Raw genomic sequence first — 19,506 nt, 5'->3', positions numbered from 1 at the left:
TGGATCGGATGCGCAGCGATGCGTGCGTCATGCGCGACCCGGCCATCGCTTGCCCAGCCGGTCGCGCATCCATGCGAGCGCACGCGCAAGCCATGTAACGCGCTGCATCACGTACACGGTCGTGATCGACGCTTCGGCAGGCCGGTCGTCGTCGGTGCCGATCCAGATGCGATCGCCGCGCTGCACGCGCAGCACGTCGCCGGTGCGCAGCCAGTAATCGTCGATGCTGCCGAGCCGCGTGATCCACAGCGTCGCGTCGTGTGCGCGGATCTCGGCGGCGTGCCGCGCACGCCACGCCAGCGTCTTGCGCGGCGCGACCGTGAAATGCAACTCGACTCTCGGCAACGCGATCGTATCGGTGCGACACCGATCAGGGCAGACAACCAGCCGGCTTGCTTGGTCCATCGTCATCTCCATCCGTTGAGCCGGGCGGGATGATGCGCACCAAAACAAAAAGGCCTCATCCGTTTCCGGCGAGGCCTCGTGACATGCGTGACTGAATCTCGATGCTAACGCACAAGCGCCTCCGGTGATCGCCGCGGGTGGGCGTTCACTCGGTTTTTATGCGCGATGGCGACGGGCTTGAGCATAGGCATGCGAACGAGTGTGTCGCGGCCGCGCAGCCGTGTCAACGGAAATTTCGAGATACGTGGCGGTTACGCGTCGCGTTGCGCGAGGCCGTTCACGAGCAGTTCGGACAGCAGGCCCGTCATCCCTTCCGGGTGCGTGGCCGCGCGTGCCTTCAGCTGTTCGACGAGCTCGGCGTTGAGCTTGCACGCGAACGGCACGAGTCCCTGTTCCTGGTCGAGCTTGCGCTGCGCGCGGCGGTCCAGCTTGGCCGTTTCGTCGGCGCCCTTGCCGAAACGCGTGGCGTTCGACTGCTTCATCGCTTGCGTCAGCTTGAGCGCCTTGTTCTTTTCGAGATCGGTTTTCTTCATGGCCATCGCGGTACCTCCGGGAAATTGAAGCCGCGATTGTACGCATTTCGGCGGGCGCTGCCCGCCGAACCGGCCGGAAACCCGCTCACGCGCGTTTCGTCGTGCTCCAGTTGCCGCCGTGCGCGGCCGCCTGCGCGGCCGGCGAGCGCGCGAGGTAGGCGAGCGCCTGCTCGGTCGAGCCTTCGTGGTGCGGCGTATAGCCCGGCTTGAAATAGCGCAGCGCCGCGCCGATCACCTTCCAGAACGACGGCAGGTGCCCGCGCCGCGAACCCTGTCGCCATGCGAGCACGAAGCCCGGGTAGCGGCCGGCGTCCGGGTCGCGCCGGTACATGAACTTCGCGCCGGTCGTGATGTAGTAGAGCAGCAGCAGGATCACGAACGCCATGTGCACGCAGCGCTCCGGATAGGTGCCGCCCAGGTGCCGGTAGATGTCGAACGCGACGGTGCGGTGCTCGACTTCCTCGGCGCCGTGCCAGCGCAGCAGATCGACCATCGTCGGGTCGGCTCGGCCTTCGTCGAGGCCGTGCGCGTTGAGCACCCAGTTGCCGAGATAGCCGAAGAAATGCTCGAGCGACGCGATCACGGCCAGCTGCTGGCGCAGCCAGAAGCGCGTATGGCCGATCTTCAGCCCCAGCGGCTGCTCGCCGAGCACGCGCGTGAACAACCGGTTGAGCTTCTGCGTGAACGGCTTCGTGTCGATGCCGTGGCGGTCGTAGTAGTGCTTCAGCACGCCGCCGTGCGAACGCGAATGCACGGCCTCCTGCCGCAGGAAGCCTTCGGCTTCGTCGCGCAGGCGGGCATCGGCGATCAGCGGCAGCGCCTTGTTGTACACGCGGCAGAACCACAGCTCGCCTTCCGGGAACAGCAGATTCAGCGTGTTGATGATGTGCGTGCTGCCCGGATCGTTCGGCACCCAGGTGATCGGCGTATCGCTGAAGTCGAACTTCACGTGCCGGGCCCTGATCTTGTGATAGTCGGCGGTATCGGTCATGTTGTCTCCCTGTGCGGCGTCGTGCGCCGTCAATGCGATGCCATGCTGACGCGGGCGATCATCCGGCCCAGCCACGGCATGAAGCGGCCGACGAAGCGCATCGCGTGCGCTTCGCCGCCCACCGCGACGACGGGGCGGTTGCGCAGCACGCCGTCGACCATCGCCCGCGCGACGGTTTCGGGTTTCAGGCCGCGCATCTGGTACAGCTTGGTCGCGCGCTTGCGCAGCCGCGCTTCGTCCTGTGCGCTGGCGCCCGCGTAGTGCGTCGACGCCATGATTCCGGTCTCCGCGAAACCGGGGCACACGGCCGTCACGCCGATGCCTTTCTCCGCGAGTTCCGCGCGCATGCATTCGCTGAGCATCAGCACCGCGGCCTTCGTCGTCGCATACGCGGGCAGGTCGCGCGACGGGCCGAACGCGGCGGCCGACGCGGTGTTGACGATGTGCCCGCCGGTGCCGCGCGCGGCCATCTGCTGCGCGAACAGCCGCGAGCCATGGATCACGCCCCACAGGTTCACGTGCACGATGCGCTCCCAGTCTCGCGTGCTCGTGTCGAGGATGCCGCCGGCCATGCCGATGCCCGCGTTGTTGATCACGACGTCCGCGCCGCCGAGTTCGCCGCCGACCCAGGTCGCGAGCGCTTCCATTTCGTCCGCGGACCCGACGTCGACACGTTTCGCATGCGCGTGCGCGCCGCTCAGCCCGATGAGCAGTGCGGTGCGCTCGGCGCTCGCGAGATCGATGTCGCATGCGACGACCGTCGCGCCTTCGCGTGCGAAGGCCAGCGCCGCGCACCGGCCGATCCCGCTGCCCGCGCCGGTGACGACCGCGACCTTGCCGCTGAAGCGCCCGCTGGTTGCGCGGCGGCGCGCGTTCGCGAGCGCGGGCGGTTCGTTGCCGGATTCGACCGCGTCGATCAATTGCCCGGCGAGATCCGCGAAGCGCGCGGGATCGGCGAGCGGCAGCCAGTGGCCGGCATCGACTTCGCGGCGGTAGTACTGCGGCACCCAGCGCGACAGGTTCTCGGACAACGCGGGGCTCACGTACTTGTCGCCGAGCGGCACGATCGTCTGCACCGGTGCGTGCGCGTAGCGCTCGCGCGGTGCGAACAGGCAGCGGATGAAGTTCGCGCGATAGAGGCGTACGCCGCGTGCGCCGTCGTCGGCCTGAGTCGGGCGCGGCGCGGCGGGCGTTTTCTCGAGCCGGCGCAGCAGGCCCGGCCACGCGCGGCCGAGCCACAGTCGCCAGCCGAGCTCGGGAATGAAGGGCAGGTGGAACAGATACACGTACCACGAGCGCACGAGCTGACCGCCGAGCGTGGCCAGCGACGCGGGCGTCGGGCGCAGCACGCGTTCGCGCAGCCAGAAGCCGACGTGGTCGAGGCACGGCCCCGAGCACGACGTATACGACGCGATGCGGCCGGCGAGCCGCGGATCGGTGACGAATTCCCATCCCTGGATCGAGCCCCAGTCATGTGCGACGAGGTGCACGGCGCGGCCGGGGCAGAGCGCGTCGATCACCGCGACGAAATCGTCGGTCAGCTTCGCGAGATGGTAGTCGGCCGTGCGCTTCGGCACGCCGGACAGGCCCGCGCCGCGCACGTCGTACGCGATCACGTGATGCTTGCGCGCGAGCAGCGGCGCGACGTGCTGCCAGACGCCGCTGTCGTCGGGGTAGCCGTGCACCAGCACGACCGGCGAACGGGCCGGGTCGCCCCAGGTCCGGACCGCGAGCGTCAGGTCGCCGGAGGCGACCGCCGTCTCGCTGTGAACCGATTCGAACAGGGCCAGCGGCGCTTCGTCGGAAAGAGGCTGCATCGTGAGTCCGTCGTTCAGGGAGTCGGGAAGAGGAAGCGGGTGGGTCAGGCGGCGGCCGGCACGTTTGCAACGGCCTGCGCGCGCTCGGCCTGGCGGCGCCGCCAGCGGCGCACGTGCGGCAGGTCCTCGTCGAGCCAGTACGCGTCGTCGTCGGTGATCACCAGCAGCTCCTCGAATTTCGCGCCGACGCCGGCGAAGCCGAGATGCGGCTCGACGGCCCACAGGCCCGGCACGGGCGCATGCTCGGAGCGGCGGTCGATCGACCACAGCGGCGACCAGCCTTGCTGCTTCGCCGCGCGGCCCTGGTCGAGCAGCAGGTTGCGCGTCGCATTCAGCCCGAAGCGCGCGACGAAGCGCGGTTTCGACAGCTTGTGGATCTTCGCGACGCGATGCGCGAGCACCTTGAACGGATAGGCCTTGTGGCGCGGCTCGACGCCCTGGCGGCGGCACAGCGCGTCGACTTCCTGCGCGACCTCGGCCATCGACCGTCGCGCCTTCACGAGCCGCACGATCATGTCGCGATGGTCCATCAGGTCGTCCTGCAACTGCTCGAGGATCGGGTTGCGGCCGAGGCAGTGCGCGTAGCCGACATCGGCGACGATGCCGTCGAGTACCGGCGCGACGTCGAGGATCACCGGCATGTCGGTTTCGAGCTGCCGGTTGCTCGGGAAGAACGCGAGATTGAAGCCGCCCATGTGCTTGAGGCCCGAGAAGCCCTCGAACGCGGTGCGGTCGCCGAACCACGCGAACGGCTTGTGCAGCCAGTCGTGCACGCCGTTGTCCTGCAGCCATTCGGTCAGGAGGCGCGCGGCTTCCTTCTCGGTGATGCCGGGGTACAGCATCGCGCCGACGGTTTCGACGCAGCGGTACGCCAGTTGCTGGACCGCGCGGAATTGCGGCAGTTCGTCGAGGTGGACTTCCGGCAGCGGGTGGTCGGTCATGATACGTCTCCATTGGTCGACCGGAGTCGGCGCTTCCGCGCTTACCCGGGTCCCATGCTTTGCGGGGCGCTGATCCGGAATGCGCCCGCCGGCATCCGCCGTCGCGCGTTATTCAGCCAGCATTTAATGTGCCATTGAGTAATGTAATAATCATAGACGGTTCCGGAAAACGCGCCAGCCCCCGGGGGTGGGGATTTGTCCTAATGGAGGGGTGAAATGGAGGGAAGGCTCTAGCGCGCCCATGGCCGGGATACTTTCCGGCGTCCATCCGACATTGCTTTTCGAGGGAGGGCAGACCTACAATATTCAAAGGTAATACCTCTGGATACTTTTTATCATGGCAACCTCGATCAAACTCGATCCGGCCCTTCAGGACCGGGTGCGTCATCTGGCCGAACAGCGTCGGCGCACGCCGCACTGGATCATGCGCGAGGCGATTGCGCAATATGTGGCGCGCGAGGAAAAGCGCGAGTCGTTCAAGCAGGAAGCGATGCAGGCATGGGCAGATTATCAGTCGACGGGGCTGCACGTGACGCACGAGGAGATGGACGCGTATCTCGAGAAGCTCGAGGCCGGTGAAGCAGCGGAGCCGCCCGAGTGTCACGACTGATCTGGACGCGAACTGCCCAGCAAGCGATTGTCCGCCTTCATCGTTTTCTCGCCGACCACGATCCGCCGGCCGCGCGTCGTGCGATCAAGGCGATTCGTACTGGCGTCGATGTTCTGGTTCGACAGCCCCGGCTCGGCCGTCCCGTTGACGAACTCGATACGGTTTTTCGCGAATGGCTGATCGATTTCGGCGACAGCGGATACGTGGTGATGTACAGGGTCGATGATGATGGCGTCACGATTCTGACGATCAGGCATCAACGGGAAGCCGGGTACTGAGCGACCGGGCCGCGCCCGCCGGAATCGTGCAACGCTCCGTTGCACGATGGCCGGAATGTCGTTCATACGGACCTCGGCGTCGTTAATCCTCCCGCTTTCCCCCCAACCGCTCCAGCAACGCCCCCAGCAGATCGATCGGCAGCGGAAACACGATCGTCGAATTCTTGTCCGCCGCGATCGTCGTCAGCGTCTGCAGATAGCGCAACTGCATCGCCTGCGGCTGCCGCGCGAGCGTCTGCGCGGCCTGCAGCAGTTTCTCCGACGCCTGCAATTCGCCTTCCGCGTGAATCACTTTCGCGCGCCGCTCGCGTTCGGCTTCGGCCTGCCGCGCGATCGCGCGGATCATCGTCTCGTTCAGGTCGACGTGCTTGATCTCGACCGTCGACACCTTGATCCCCCACGCGTCGGTCTGCGCGTCGAGCGTCTTCTGGATGTCGGCGTTCAGTTGCTCGCGCTCGGCGAGCAGCGCGTCGAGGTCGTGCTTGCCGAGTACCGAACGCAGCGTCGTCTGCGAGAGCTGGCTCGTCGCGTCGAAGAAGCGCGCGACCTGGATCACGGCCTTCTCCGGATCGACGACACGGAAATACACGACCGCGTTGACCTTCACCGACACGTTGTCGCGCGTGATCACGTCCTGCGGCGGCACGTCGAACACGACGGTGCGCAGGTCGATCCGCACGACCTGCTGGACGATCGGGATGATCAGCACGAGTCCCGGCCCCTTCACTTTCCAGAACCGCCCGAGCATGAACACGACACCGCGCTCGTATTCGCGAAAGATGCGGATCGACGACGCGACGAGCACCACGACGAAGACGACCAGGACGCTGCTGAAGCCGAACGTGTAACCGATCATGAAGGTTCTCCCTGGGGATGGGCGGATGCAGGCATGTCGTAGAGCGGCGCGACCGTCAGCGTCAGCCCGTGGCGGCCGGTGACGCGCACACGGCAGCCGGCGGCCAGCGGCGTGCTGCTGGCCACGCGCCAGCGCTCGCCGTGCACGCGCGCCCAGCCGGCAGCCGACGGCGGCGCGCCGGTCGCGTCGTTCGGCTGGTCCGGATGCAGGCCGTCGTCGAGCACTTCGCCGATGCTGCCGAGCATCGCCTCGGCGCCCGTCACGACGGGCCGGCGCCGCGCGCGTAGCGCGACGCTCGACACGCCCGCGACGAGCAGCCCGCCGCCGAGCGCAAGGCTCGCGATGACGGGCCACGGAATCCCGTAGCCGGGCACGTCGGTGTCGATCAGCATCAGCGCGCCGATCGTGAACGCCACGATCCCGCCGAACCCGAGCACGCCGAAGGTCGGCAGGAACGCCTCGGCGACGAGGCAGCCGAGCCCGAGCAGCACGAGGCCGAGGCCCGCATAGCTGATCGGCAGCAACTGCATCGCGAACAGCCCGACCAGCAGGCAGATCGTGCCGGCGACGCCCGGCAGCACGAAACCGGGGTTCGCGAATTCGAAGAAGAGGCCGTAGATGCCGATGGTCAGCAGGATCAGCGCGACGTTCGGGTCGGCGATGATCGCGAGGAAGCGGCTGCGCCAGTCGGGTGCGAGCACGACGAGCGGCGCGTGAGCGGTCGCGAGATGCAGCGTGCCGGCGGTGGTCGTCACGGTGCGGCCATCGAGCTGGCGTGCGAGATCGGCCGGATCCTGCGCGATCAGATCGACGACGTGCTGCGCGCGTGCCTCGTTCGCCGACAGGCTCACGGCCTCGCGTACCGCGCGCTCGGCCCATTCTGCATTGCGGCCGCGCAACTGCGCGAGGCTGCGGATGTACGCGGAAGCGTCCTGCATTGCCTTGCGGATCTCGGTCGATTGCGTATCGGTCGGCAGCGCGGCCGGCGACGTGCCCGAGGCTCCCGATGCATCCGATGCATCCGATGCACCCGACGTCCCGGCCGGGGGCGGCCGTGGCGCGGCAGGGTTCGCGCCCGGCGGCGCGGCGCCGCCGATGCCGAACTGCACGGGCGATGCCGCGCCGAGATTGGTGCCGGGCGCCATCGCCGCGAAGTGGCTCGCATAGACGATGTAGGTGCCCGCGCTTGCCGCTCGCGCGCCGCCCGGCGCGACGAACGCGGCGACCGGCACCGGCGAGCCGAGGATGGCCTTGATGATCTGCCGCATCGACGTATCGAGGCCGCCGGGCGTGTCGAGCTGAAGGATCGCGAGCGGTGCGTGCTCGCGGGCCGCGCGGTCGAGCGAACGCACGATGAAATCGGCGCTGGCCGGGCCGATCGCGCCGTTGACGGGAATCACGACGACCGGACGCGCGGCCGGCGCGTCGGCCGACGGCGGCGCCGCGACCGCGGCGCACACGACGAGCAGCGCCGCGAACAGCGCGGCGCGCGCGACCCGCGCGGACAGCGGGTGACGGGGGCGGCCGTCGGGCGCGGCAGGCGCCGGCGGCGGCCCATGACGGTGAAAGCGCATCGGGACGTCCGGGCGGCGCACGGCCGCGTGCCGTCCGGCTTGCGGAAAGGGCGTGAGCCCGATACTTGAAGATTAGGCGGTTTCGGCGGAAAGCGCGAAGGTGTGGCCGCGCCGGCCGGATTCAGCTGGCGCCGCCGCCGCGCGCGAGCACTTCGTCGCGATAGTCGGCCGGGCTGCGCCCGCTCCATTTGCGAAACGCGCGGTAGAACGCGCTCGGTTCCGCGAACCCGGTGGCGGCCGCGACGTCGGCGATCGTGCGGGCGGGGTCGGCCAGCGCCTCGAACGCGAGATCGCGCCGCAGCGTGTCCTTGATCGACTGGTACGCGTGGCCTTCCTGGTGCAGCTTGCGGCGCAGCGTGGCCTCGGCCACGTGCAGCCGCGCGGCCATCCCGCCCGCGCCCGGCCACGCGGCGGGCGGCATCCCGCGCAGCACCGCGCGCACGCGCTGCGCGAGCGCGTTCGGGTTGCGGTACTTGACGATGAAGCTGGCCGGCGCGTTGCGCAGAAACGTTTTCAGCGTCTTCGCGTTCTGCACCACCGGCAGTGTCGCGAATTCGGGATCGAAATCGACATACGAATCGGGTTCGTTGAAACGCATGTCGTCACAGAACATCGACGGATATTCGTGATCGGCGGGCGGCGTGTCGCAGCGGAAGCTCGCATGCAGCAGCGGAATGCGCCGGCCGATCAGCCAGCAGGTGAGCCCGTAGACGATGATGAAATAGGTCGCGTACGTGAACATCGCGGGCGTCGCGCCGTTGTTGCGGTGCACGAAACGCAGCCGCACGCGCTGCGGGTTCGCGTCGAGTTCCGCGTGCAGGTCGTCGAGCACGCAGTGCATGAAGTTCACCGCGCGCGCCATCGCGTGCAGCCCGTCGCGGGCGGACAGCGCCGCCTGACTCATCGCGATGAAGCTGCCGGCGCGCATCGGGTGGCGATCCTGCCCGAAAAACTCGTCGTCGAGCGTGCGCGCGATGGCGTTCCACAACGCGCCATATTGCTGCGCGGACACGCGTGCGCGCGGCTGCCCGAGCAGCGCGGGCGCGATGCCGGCCTGCGCGAGCAGCGGCTCGGCCGCGACGCCGCGCCGCGTGGCCAGCGCGACGCTGTACGCGACGAGGCTGATCGCGACGGTTCCCTTGTCTTCCTGCTTCATCGGTGCCGCCGGTGTGGCAAAAACGCTCAGTGTAAATGAGCGACGCGAGCATCGAACAGTCGCGCGCGCTTGCCTACACTTGTTGCATCGAAACGTAACGACGGTCGCCCCCGGCGGCCGCGGGAGACTGCAGCACCATGGACGAGCTTTACACCGAAGACCAGCGGATGATCCGCGATGCCGCGCGCGCTTTTGCCACCGAGATGCTGGCGCCGAACGCGGCCCAGTGGGACCACGACGCGCACCTGCCCGACGCGATCGTCGCGCAGCTCGGCGAGCTGGGCCTGCTCGGGATGATCGTGCCGCAGGAACTGGGCGGCTCGTATACGGACTACGTGGCCTATGCGCTGGCGATGGAGGAAGTGGCGGCCGGCGACGCCGCGTGCGCGACGATGATGAGCGTGCACAACTCGGTCGGCTGCGGGCCGATCCTCGGCTTCGGCACGCCCGCGCAGAAGGATCGCTGGCTGGCCGACATGGCGGCCGGCCGCGTGATCGGCGCATTCTGCCTGACCGAGCCGCATGCCGGTTCCGAGGCGAACAACCTGCGCACGCGGGCCGAATTGCGTGACGGCAAGTGGGTGCTGAACGGCGCGAAGCAGTTCGTGACCAACGGCCAGCGCGCGGGCCTCGCGATCGTTTTTGCCATGACCGACCCGGAAGCCGGCAAGCGCGGCATTTCCGCGTTCCTGGTGCCGACCGACACGCCGGGCTTCATCGTCGGCAAGCCCGAGAAGAAAATGGGCATCCGCGCGTCGGATACGTGCCCGATCACGTTCGAGAACTGCGCGATTGCCGAAGAAAACCTGCTCGGCAATCGCGGCGAAGGGCTGAAGATCGCGTTGTCGAACCTCGAAGGCGGGCGCATCGGCATCGCCGCGCAGGCGCTCGGCATCGCGCGCGCCGCGTTCGACAAGGCGCGCCGCTATGCGGGCGAGCGCGTGCAGTTCGGCAAGCCGATCGCCGAGCATCAGGCGATCCAGCAGAAGCTCGCCGACATGGCCGTGCAGATCAACGCCGCGCGGCTGCTCGTGCATCACGCGGCGAAGCTGCGTACGGCCGGCCTGCCGTGCCTGTCGGAAGCGTCGCAGGCGAAGCTGTTCGCGTCCGAGATGGCCGAGCGCGTGTGCTCGGACGCGATCCAGATTCACGGCGGCTACGGCTACCTGGTCGATTACGAAGTCGAGCGTCACTATCGCGACGCGCGCATCACGCAGATTTACGAAGGCACCAGCGAAGTGCAGCGGATGGTGATCGCGCGGCAGCTTTGAGCCGCGACGGTCGCGCCGACGACAGCATCACGCAGGGCACGAGGGCAGCGCGGTGAACGCGGCACGCAACGACGTGACCGTGCGCCGTGCAACACGGAACCGGGCATGTGCTGCAGCACGTGCGCCGGTTGACCGCTGGGCATGGAGACTGGACGGAGACGACACATGACGGTACAGGCATTCCTGGACGCACGCGACTTTCTGCTGCGCCATCGCACCGACTACGACACCGCGTATCGCGATTTCGAATGGCCGGTGCTCGATGCGTTCAACTGGGCGCTCGACTACTTCGACCCGATGGCGCGCGGCAACGACCAGCCCGCGCTGTGGATCGTCGATGCGGCGACCGGCACGGGCGATCCGTATTCGTTCGCGCAGATGTCCGAGCGTTCGTCGCGGATCGCGAACTGGCTGCGCTCGATCGGCGTCGTGCGCGGCGACCGCATTCTGCTGATGCTGCCGAACCGTGTCGAGCTGTGGGACGCGATGCTGGCCGCGATGAAGCTCGGCGCGATCGTGCTGCCCGCCACCACGCAACTGTCGCCCGACGACGTACGCGAGCGCGTGCGGATCGGCGGCGCGAAATACGCGATCGTCGACGAGAACGAAGCCGCGAAATTCGAACAGCCCGATCTCGGTCTCGCGCGGAAGATCGTCGCGGGCGCGCCGCGCGCGGGCTGGCTCGCGATGAACGACGGCTATGCGGCGAGCGCCGCGTTCGAGCCGGACGCCGTCACGCACGCGAACGATCCGATGCTGCTGTACTTCACGTCGGGCACGACGTCGAAGCCGAAACTCGTCGAGCATACGCACCGCACCTATCCGGTCGGCCATCTGTCGACGATGTATTGGGTCGGCCTGCAGCCGGGCGACATCCACTGGAACATCAGCTCGCCGGGTTGGGCGAAGCACGCATGGAGCTGCTTCTTCGCGCCGTGGAATGCGCAGGCGTGCGTGTTCGCGTTCAACTATGCGCGCTTCGAGCCGAAGGTCGTGCTCGATGCGCTCGTCCAATACCGGGTGACCACGCTGTGCGCGCCGCCGACCGTGTGGCGCATGCTCGTGCAGCAGCCGCTCGCGTCGTTCGACGTGAAGCTGCGCGAGATCGTCGGTGCGGGCGAGCCGTTGAATCCCGAGATCATCGAGCGCGTGAAGAAGGCGTGGAACATCTCGATTCGCGACGGCTACGGCCAGACCGAGACGACCTGCCTGATCGGCAACTCGCCGGGCCAGCCGGTGGTCGCGGGCTCGATGGGCCGGCCGCTGCCCGGCTACCGGATCGCGCTGCTCGACCCGGACGGCGCGCCGGTGACCGAAGGCGAGGTCGCGCTGCCGATCGGCGCGGACATCACGCGCCCGGTCGGGCTGATGAAGGGCTATGCGAACAATCCCGACGCGACGGCCTACGCGATGCGCGACGGCCACTACCGCACGTCGGACATCGCGATGCGTCGCGACGACGGCTATTACGTGTACATCGGCCGCGCGGACGACGTGTTCAAGTCGTCCGACTACCGGCTGAGCCCGTTCGAACTCGAGAGCGTGCTGATCGAGCATCCGGCGATCGCCGAAGCGGCCGTCGTGCCGAGCCCGGACCCGGTGCGGCTGTCGGTGCCGAAAACGTTCATCACGCTGCGCCAGGGCTACGAGGAAAGCCCCGCGCTCGCGCTGGAGATCTTCCGTTTCTCGCGCGAGAAGCTCGCGCCGTACAAGCGCATCCGCCGCCTGCAATTCGCGGAGCTGCCGAAGACGATCTCGGGGAAGATTCGTCGCGTCGAACTGCGCCGCCGCGAGATCGAACGCGGCGACGACGCGACCGCGCGCATGCCCGGCGAATACTGGGAAGAAGATTTCGCCGCCGAACTGAAATGACCGACTGCGGGCCGCGCGTGCCGCATGCCGCGGCCGCCGCCCGTAGCCGAATCGAACCGGTCGCACGGCGGCATGCCGCTACGCCGCGACCCACTGCAAGGAGAGAGCTCTGATGAACGCGAATCCGACGCCCCGTACGGGGCAAGACGTGCCGACGGTCAAGCTGCTGATCGACGGCGCCTTCGTCGAGTCCGCCACCAGCGAGTGGCGCGACATCGTCAACCCGGCGACGCAGCAGGTGCTCGCGCGCGTGCCGTTCGCGACCGTCGCGGAAGTCGACGCGGCCGTGCAGGCCGCGCACGCCGCGTATGCGACGTGGAAGAACACGCCGATCGCCGCGCGCATGCGCATCATGCTGAAGTTCCAGGATCTGGTGCGCGCCAACCAGCAGCGCATCGCGAAGACGCTGACGGCCGAGCAGGGCAAGACGATTCCCGATGCAGAAGGCGACATCTTCCGCGGTCTCGAAGTGGTCGAGCACGCGTGCTCGGTCGGCACGCTGCAACTCGGCGAATTCGCGGAGAACGTCGCGGGCGGCGTCGACACCTACACGCTGCGCCAGCCGCTCGGCGTGTGCGCGGGCATTACGCCATTCAATTTCCCCGCGATGATTCCGCTGTGGATGTTCCCGATGGCGATCGTGTGCGGCAACACGTTCGTGCTGAAGCCGTCGGAGCAGGATCCGATGTCGACGATGGAGCTCGTCGAACTCGCGCTCGAGGCCGGCGTACCGAAAGGCGTACTGAACGTCGTGCACGGCGGCAAGGAAGTCGTCGACGCGATCTGCACGCATCCGCTCGTGAAGGCGATCTCGTTCGTGGGGTCGACGGCGGTCGGCACGCACGTATACAACCTCGGCAGCCAGCACGGCAAGCGCGTGCAATCGATGATGGGCGCGAAGAACCACGCGATCGTGCTGCCCGACGCGAACCGCGAGCAGGCGATCAACGCGCTCGTCGGCGCGGGCTTCGGCGCGGCCGGCCAGCGCTGCATGGCGACGTCGGTCGCGGTGCTGGTGGGCAAGGCGCGCGACTGGCTGCCCGACATCGTCGCGAAGGCGACGGCGCTGAAGGTCAATGCGGGCGCGGAAGCGGGCACCGACGTCGGACCGGTCGTGTCGCGCGGCGCGAAGGCGCGGATTCTGACGCTGATCGAAGCGGGCATCAAGGAAGGCGCGAAGCTCGAACTCGATGGTCGCGACGTGAAGGTGGCCGGCTACGAGCAGGGCAACTTCATCGGCCCGACGATCTTCTCGGGCGTGACGACCGACATGTCGATCTACACGCATGAGATCTTCGGGCCGGTGCTGGTCGTGATGGAGGTCGACACGCTCGACGACGCGATCGCGCTCGTCAACGCGAACCCGATGGGCAACGGCGTGGGCATCTTCACGCAGAGCGGCGCAGCGGCACGCAAGTTCCAGAGCGAGATCGACGTCGGGCAGGTCGGCATCAACATTCCGATTCCGGTGCCCGTGCCGTTCTTCAGCTTCACCGGTTCGCGCGGCTCGAAGCTCGGCGATCTCGGCCCGTACGGCAAGCAGGTCGTGCAGTTCTATACCCAGACCAAGACGGTCACCGCGCGCTGGTTCGACGACGACACGACGGCCGGCCCGGTGAATACGACGATCCGGCTGCATTGAGCGGCGGAGGAAACGAACATGAAAATCGGATTTATCGGCCTCGGCCACATGGGCGCGCCGATGGCGCTGAACCTGCTGAAAGCCGGCCATGACGTGCACGCGTTCGACCTGAGCGCCGACGCGTTGCGCGCGCTGCAGGACGCCGGCGCGCAGGTGGCCGCGTCGCCGCGCGATGCGGCGTCGGGCGCGACGTTCGTGATCACGATGCTGCCGGCCGCGCCGCACGTGCGCTCGGTGCTGTCCGGCGAGAACGGCGTGCTGGCCGGCCTTGGCGCGGGTGCGACGGTGATCGATTCGAGCACGATCGACCCGGCGAGCGCGCAGGCGTTCGGCGCGCTGATGCGCGAGCACGGCGGCGCGTTCGTCGATGCGCCGGTGTCGGGCGGCACTGGCGGCGCGGCGGCCGGCACGCTGACCTTCATGGTCGGCGGCAGCGGTGCGGATTTCGAGCGCGTGAAGCCCGTGCTCGCCGGCATGGGCAAGAACATCGTCCACTGCGGCGCGACCGGCATGGGGCAGGTCGCGAAGGTCTGCAACAACCTCGTGCTCGGCATCTCGATGGCGGCGGTATCGGAGGCGATGTCGCTCGGCGTCGCGCTCGGCATCGACCCGAAGGTGCTGGCCGGCATCGTCAACACGTCGACGGGCCGCTGCTGGAGTTCGGACACCTACAACCCGTATCCGGGCGTGATCGAGACCGCGCCGTCGTCGCGCGGTTACTCGGGCGGCTTCGGCACCGACCTGATGCTGAAGGATCTCGGCCTCGCGAACGATGCGGCGAAGCAGGCGCGCCAGCCCGTCTATCTCGGCGCGCTCGCGCAGCAGCTGTACCAGACGATGAGCAGCCGCGGCGACGGCCAGCTCGATTTCTCGGCGGTGATCCGCCTGTACCAACCGGCCACGAAGAAGGACGCCTCATGATCGAACTCGACTACGTCGACGACGGCGCGATCGCGTGCGCGACGCTCAAGCGTCCGCCCGCGAACGCCTTTACCGCCGACGGGCTGCAGCAGTTGCAGGAAACCGTCGCCGCACTGAATGCGAACCCGCGCGTGCGCGCGCTGGTGATCACCGGCGACGGCCCGAAGTTCTTCAGCGCGGGCGCCGACCTCAACACGTTCGCCGATGGCGATCGTGCGGTCGCGCGCACGATGGCGTCGCGCTTCGGCGCGGCGTTCGAGGCGCTGCACGATGCGCGCGTCGTGACGATCGCGGCGATCAACGGCTATGCGATGGGCGGCGGCCTCGAATGCGCGCTCGCGTGCGACCTGCGGATCGCGGAGACGCATGCGCAGATGGCGCTGCCCGAGCCGTCGGTCGGCCTGCTGCCGTGCGGGCTCGGCACGCAGACGCTGCCCTGGCTCGTCGGCGAAGGCTGGGCGAAGAAGATCATCCTGACCGGTGCGCGCGTCGATGCAGCCACCGCGCTGCGGATCGGCCTCGTCGAGGACGTGGTGGAAAGCGGCGCCGCGCGCGATGCGGCACTCGCGCTGGCACGCAACGTCGCGCGGCAAAGCCCGCACGCGCTCGCGTACAGCAAGGAGCTGATCGGCCTCGCGCGCCGCGGCGTGCCGCGCGGTGCGGCCCTCGCGGTCGAGCGCGAGCGCTTCGTCGACCTGTTCGACACGGCCGATCCGCGCGAAGGCGTGGCGGCGTTCCTCGGCAAGCGCGCGCCGCAGTGGCGCACCGATGGGGAGGCGCAACGATGAGCACGCCGGTGACGAATCACGGCGCATTCGCGGAGCATGCGCCCGAGGTGCTGTATCGCGTGGTGAACCGCGTGGCGCTGATCACGCTGAACCGGCCGGCCGCGCTCAACGCGCTGTCGTACGCGATGATCGGCGAGCTGGCCGCGCTGTTCGAGCGCTGCCGCCACGACGACCAGATCGTCGCGGTCGTGCTGCGCGGCGCGGGCGAAAAGGGCTTCTGCGCGGGCGGCGACGTGCGTGCGCTGTACAGAATGGTCGCGCAGCGCGAGACCTGGCTGCCGTTCTTCGTCGACGAATACCGGCTCGACCACGCGATCCACACGTTCCCGAAGCCGGTGGTCGCGCTGATGGACGGCGTGACGATGGGCGGCGGCATGGGTCTCGCGCAGGGCGCGGCGCTGCGCGTCGCGACCGAGCGCAGCAGGATCGCGATGCCGGAAACGCGCATCGGTCTCGTGCCGGATGTCGGCGCCACGCATTTTCTGTCGCGCATGCCGGTCGAACTCGAACTGTACGTGGGGCTGGCCGGCACGATGCTGTCGGGCGCCGACGCGCTGAGCGCGAAGCTCGCGGACCTGTGCGTGCCGTCCGCGTGGCTCGATACGTTCGAGACGCGCATCGAAAGCGTCAAGTGGGACGGCGATGCGCTGCCGTTGCTGCGCAAGGTGTTCGAGCCGCCGTGCAACGTGGTGCCGCATGCCGCGCTCGACGGCCAGATGCCGTGGATCGTCCGCCACTTCGACAAGCGTTCGACCGTCGAGCGGATCGTCGCGACGCTCACGCAGGACCTGGCGCGCGACGAGCTGGCGCGCGAGCACCGTCAATGGCTGCAGGCGACGCTCGATGCGCTCGCGAGCCATTCGCCGACGATGCTCGCCGTGACGCGCGAGGCGCTGCTGCGCGGCCGGCAGATGACGCTCGCGGAATCGTTCCGGATGGAGCTCGGCATCGTGGCGCGCGCGATCGAGGAAGGCGATTTCTGCGAAGGCGTGCGCGCGCATCTCGTCGACAAGGATCGCAAGCCGCGCTGGGCGCCCGCGTCGCTCGTCGAGCTGCGCGCCGAGCGCGTGCGGCATTTCCTGACGTCGCCGTGGAAGCTGTTCGCGCATCCGCTCGCCGATCTCGGCGCGGCATGATGCGTCGGCGCGCCGCGCGGCGCGTCGGCTTCCACGCGTCTCATCGCGCTTCGCCCTGGCGCGCGATCATCGGCGGAACCGCCTGGGCGAGTGCGTCGATCACGCAGCGCGTCTTGCGCGGCAGGTAGCGCGTCTTCGGCCAGATCGCGTGAATGTCGCCTTCGCAGACGAAGCAGCGATCCAGCACGACCACCATCTCCCCGCGCTTCACGTAATGGTCGAGCAGCCAGCTCGGCAGCCACGCGATCCCGTACCCCGACGCACCGGCCGCGGCGATCGCCTGCACGTCGTCGAAACTCAGTTGATGCGGCATGTCGATCCGCACCGTCGAGCCGTCCGGCGCGCGCAAGTCCCACGGCTGCACCATGCCCGAACGCGAATACGCGATCGTCCGGTGGTGCTTCAGGTCGTCGAGCGTCTTCGGCATCCCGTAGCGCGCGAGATACGACGGCGCGGCGCCCAGGCTGCCGTATTGCGTGCCGAGCCGCCGCACCGCGAGGCTCGTGCTGTCCGCGAGCGTGCCGATCCGCACCGCGAGATCGATCCCTTCCTCGATGAGATCGACGAAGCGGTCGGTGATCGACACGTCGATCCGCAGGTGCGGGTAATTGCGCGCGAGGTCGAGCACGATCGGCGTCACGCAGTGGTGCCCGAATGCGAGCGGCACGCTCAGCCGCAACTTGCCGCGCGCCTCGTGGCGGCCGCAGTCGAGATCGGCTTCCGCCGCTTCCAGTTCCGCGAGCGCACGCACGCAGCGGTCGTAGTACGCCTGGCCGTCGTCGGTCAGGCTCTGGCTGCGCGTCGTGCGCTGCAGCAGGCGCGCGCCGAGCCGTTTCTCGAGCCGCGCGATCGCCTTGCCGACCGCCGAACGCGTCATGTCGAGCCGCTCCGCGGCCAGCGCGAAGCTGCCCGATTCCACGACCTGGACGAAGGTCGTTACGCCGTCGAGTCTGTCGGTCATTACGGGTTTGCGTCGATTGGATCGATTGGGTCCTGAGATTCCCCAGTGCATGGAAATGCGTGCGTCAATGGGGAGGCGAATTCTCACTATAGTACCGATTCCCGTTCAGCGTGCGTCGCCGGCCGCACGCGGCGAATCCTACTTACCTGGAGGCGCGCGACCTGTCGTCGGGCCGCCGCGCAATACGCATGACGCTATCCGACTCTCGCAGGAATGCGGTCGCGCTCGCGGCCGTCTGTCTCACGTCGCTGATGTTCGGCCTCGAAATCTCGAGCGTGCCGGTGATCCTGCCGACGCTCGAACACGTGCTGCACGGCGATTTCAACGGCATGCAGTGGATCATGAACGCCTACACGATCGCGTGTACGACGGTGCTGATGGCGGCCGGCACGCTCGCGGACCGGTTCGGCCGCAAGCGCGTGTACGTGATCGGCACCGTGCTGTTCGGCGCGACGTCGCTGCTGTGCGGGCTCGCGCCGAACGTGCCGGTGCTCGTCGCGGGGCGGCTGCTGCAGGGCGCGAGCGGCGGCGCGATGCTCATCTGCCAGATCGCCGTGCTGTCGCACCAGTTCCGCGAAGGGCGCGAGCGCGGCCGCGCATTCGGGATCTGGGGGATCGTGTTCGGCATCGGCCTCGGGTTCGGGCCGATCGTCGGCGGCGCGATCGTCGCGCTGGCGAGCTGGCCGTGGGTGTTCCTCGTTCATGCGCCGCTCGCGGCCGTCGCGCTCGTGCTGATCGGCGGCGCGGTGCGGGAATCGCGCGATCCGCATGCGGGCTCACTCGACGTCGCGGGCATCGTCACGCTGTCGCTCGCGGTGCTCGGTCTCGCGTTCTACATCACCCAAAGCGCCGAACTCGGGTTGACGAGCATGGCCGGCCTCGGCGTGCTCGGCGCGACCGTGCTCGCGCTGGTCGGCTTCGTCGCCGCGGAGCGCGCCAGCGCGCGGCCGATGTTCGACTTCTCGGTGTTCCGGATTCGCGCGTTCACCGGCGCGATCTTCGGCTCGATGGGGATGAACTTCAGCTTCTGGCCGTTCATGATCTACCTGCCGATCTGGTTCCAGGTCGCGCTCGGCTACGACAGCGTGACGGCCGGCCTCGCCTTGCTCGCGTACACGCTGCCGACGCTGATCGCGCCGCCATTCGGCGAACGGCTCGCACTGCGCTACGGGCCGGGCGTCGTGATCCCTGGCGGCCTGTTCACGATCGCGGCCGGTTTCGTGCTGATGCGGTTGGGCAGCGCGGCCGATCATGCGAGCTGGCTGACGATGCTGCCGGGCTGCGTGATCGCCGGCATCGGGCTCGGGCTGACCAACACGCCCGTCACCAACACGACCACGGGCGCGGTGCCGAGTGCGCGGGCCGGGATGGCGTCGGGCATCGACATGAGCGCGCGGATGATCTCGCTCGCGCTGAACATCGCGGCGATGGGCTTCGTACTGGTGGCGGGGATCGTCGCGAGCCTGAAGGGCGGGCCGGCCGGCGCGATCGGCGAGGCGGCGCTGCGCCGGCTCGCGCAGGAAATCGCGTCGGGTCGCACCGACGGGCTGCAGGCGATCGCGCCGGCGCTCGCGCAGGCCGACCCGAGCGGCGCGGCGCTGCACGCGGCGCTCGTGCATGGGTTCGGCTGGGTGATGGTGTACGGCGCGGCGGGCGTGGCCGTGCTCGCGACCGCGAGCACGGTGGCGTTCGCGCCGGCGCGGCGCGAGGCGGCCGTGTGCGAATGACGCGGCCGGCGTACGGCGTGTGACGGC

18 protein-coding genes are annotated in these 19,506 nt (G+C 68.6%); 9 read left to right on the top strand and 9 right to left on the bottom strand.

Going from position 1 to position 19,506, the window contains the following annotated elements; genetic code table 11:
* Nucleotides 1-27: 27 nt before the first annotated feature.
* From C4B30_RS04900 to C4B30_RS04880, 5 genes are all read right to left on the bottom strand, one after another.
* On the bottom strand, nt 28-405 hold the full coding sequence (locus C4B30_RS04900) for a DUF2917 domain-containing protein (protein WP_105131946.1): 378 nt from the start codon (nt 403-405) through the stop codon (nt 28-30).
* Nucleotides 406-656: 251 nt separating this feature from the next.
* Entirely contained in the window at nt 657-944 is a 288-nt protein-coding gene (locus tag C4B30_RS04895; RefSeq protein ID WP_105131916.1) for a hypothetical protein, read from the bottom strand.
* A gap of 79 nt (nt 945-1,023) precedes the next feature.
* A complete protein-coding gene (locus tag C4B30_RS04890) occupies nt 1,024-1,929 on the bottom strand; it encodes a metal-dependent hydrolase (RefSeq protein ID WP_105131945.1) in 906 nt (301 codons plus the stop codon).
* A 29-nt stretch (nt 1,930-1,958) separates the two neighbouring features.
* Complete coding sequence (locus tag C4B30_RS04885; protein ID WP_105131915.1) at nt 1,959-3,746, bottom strand: SDR family oxidoreductase; 1,788 nt, start codon at nt 3,744-3,746, stop codon at nt 1,959-1,961.
* A 44-nt stretch (nt 3,747-3,790) separates the two neighbouring features.
* Nucleotides 3,791-4,687 carry a M24 family metallopeptidase gene (locus tag C4B30_RS04880; protein WP_027781221.1) on the bottom strand — a complete coding sequence of 299 codons (897 nt, stop codon included), beginning with the start codon at nt 4,685-4,687 and terminating at the stop codon, nt 3,791-3,793.
* Between the two features lie 337 nt (nt 4,688-5,024).
* Between C4B30_RS04880 and C4B30_RS04875 the strand changes: the two genes are divergently transcribed.
* Both C4B30_RS04875 and C4B30_RS04870 read left to right on the top strand, forming a co-directional pair.
* The gene (locus tag C4B30_RS04875) at nt 5,025-5,297 is read left to right on the top strand and encodes a CopG family ribbon-helix-helix protein (RefSeq protein ID WP_027781220.1); all 273 of its coding nucleotides are present in this window, start codon (nt 5,025-5,027) and stop codon (nt 5,295-5,297) included.
* The gene (locus C4B30_RS04870) at nt 5,285-5,575 is read left to right on the top strand and encodes a type II toxin-antitoxin system RelE/ParE family toxin (RefSeq protein WP_089502147.1); all 291 of its coding nucleotides are present in this window, start codon (nt 5,285-5,287) and stop codon (nt 5,573-5,575) included. The genes C4B30_RS04875 and C4B30_RS04870 overlap by 13 nt, the downstream gene beginning before the upstream one ends.
* 82 nt (nt 5,576-5,657) lie before the next feature.
* Here the strand turns inward: C4B30_RS04870 and C4B30_RS04865 are convergent, their stop codons facing one another.
* From C4B30_RS04865 to C4B30_RS04855, 3 genes are all read right to left on the bottom strand, one after another.
* On the bottom strand, nt 5,658-6,431 hold the full coding sequence (locus tag C4B30_RS04865) for a slipin family protein (protein WP_027781218.1): 774 nt from the start codon (nt 6,429-6,431) through the stop codon (nt 5,658-5,660).
* Complete coding sequence (locus C4B30_RS04860; protein WP_105131944.1) at nt 6,428-8,005, bottom strand: NfeD family protein; 1,578 nt, start codon at nt 8,003-8,005, stop codon at nt 6,428-6,430. The genes C4B30_RS04865 and C4B30_RS04860 overlap by 4 nt, the downstream gene beginning before the upstream one ends.
* A 121-nt stretch (nt 8,006-8,126) precedes the next feature.
* Entirely contained in the window at nt 8,127-9,161 is a 1,035-nt protein-coding gene (locus C4B30_RS04855) for an AraC family transcriptional regulator (protein WP_089502146.1), read from the bottom strand.
* A 137-nt stretch (nt 9,162-9,298) separates the two neighbouring features.
* On the opposite strand from C4B30_RS04855, the gene C4B30_RS04850 reads away from it, so the two are divergent.
* From C4B30_RS04850 to C4B30_RS04825, 6 genes are all read left to right on the top strand, one after another.
* Nucleotides 9,299-10,432 (top strand): acyl-CoA dehydrogenase family protein, encoded by a 1,134-nt coding sequence (locus C4B30_RS04850; protein WP_105131914.1) that lies wholly within the window; start codon nt 9,299-9,301, stop codon nt 10,430-10,432.
* Nucleotides 10,433-10,597: 165 nt separating this feature from the next.
* Entirely contained in the window at nt 10,598-12,304 is a 1,707-nt protein-coding gene (locus C4B30_RS04845; RefSeq protein ID WP_105131913.1) for an AMP-binding protein, read from the top strand.
* Between the two features lie 112 nt (nt 12,305-12,416).
* The gene (locus C4B30_RS04840; protein WP_105131912.1) at nt 12,417-13,946 is read left to right on the top strand and encodes a CoA-acylating methylmalonate-semialdehyde dehydrogenase; all 1,530 of its coding nucleotides are present in this window, start codon (nt 12,417-12,419) and stop codon (nt 13,944-13,946) included.
* Between the two features lie 18 nt (nt 13,947-13,964).
* Entirely contained in the window at nt 13,965-14,867 is a 903-nt protein-coding gene (gene mmsB, locus C4B30_RS04835) for a 3-hydroxyisobutyrate dehydrogenase (RefSeq protein ID WP_105131911.1), read from the top strand.
* Nucleotides 14,864-15,655: an enoyl-CoA hydratase gene (locus C4B30_RS04830; protein ID WP_105131910.1), complete on the top strand. Its 792-nt coding sequence runs from the start codon at nt 14,864-14,866 to the stop codon at nt 15,653-15,655. The genes mmsB and C4B30_RS04830 overlap by 4 nt, the downstream gene beginning before the upstream one ends.
* On the top strand, nt 15,652-16,791 hold the full coding sequence (locus tag C4B30_RS04825) for an enoyl-CoA hydratase/isomerase family protein (RefSeq protein WP_105131909.1): 1,140 nt from the start codon (nt 15,652-15,654) through the stop codon (nt 16,789-16,791). Before C4B30_RS04830 ends, C4B30_RS04825 begins: the two co-directional genes overlap by 4 nt.
* Nucleotides 16,792-16,831: 40 nt before the next feature.
* On the opposite strand, the gene C4B30_RS04820 is transcribed toward C4B30_RS04825, so the two are convergent.
* Nucleotides 16,832-17,752 carry a LysR family transcriptional regulator gene (locus C4B30_RS04820; protein WP_105131908.1) on the bottom strand — a complete coding sequence of 307 codons (921 nt, stop codon included), beginning with the start codon at nt 17,750-17,752 and terminating at the stop codon, nt 16,832-16,834.
* Between the two features lie 188 nt (nt 17,753-17,940).
* Here C4B30_RS04820 and C4B30_RS04815 point away from each other — a divergent pair, with 188 nt between their 5' ends.
* Nucleotides 17,941-19,479 (top strand): MFS transporter, encoded by a 1,539-nt coding sequence (locus C4B30_RS04815; RefSeq protein WP_105131907.1) that lies wholly within the window; start codon nt 17,941-17,943, stop codon nt 19,477-19,479.
* The last annotated feature ends 27 nt before the right edge of the window (nt 19,480-19,506 follow it).

This window comes from Burkholderia sp. BE12 (assembly GCF_002959955.1).
GTDB lineage: Bacteria > Pseudomonadota > Gammaproteobacteria > Burkholderiales > Burkholderiaceae > Burkholderia.
The sequence above is the reverse complement of the archived record's forward strand: the minus strand, read 5'-3'. Positions and strand labels throughout refer to the sequence as shown.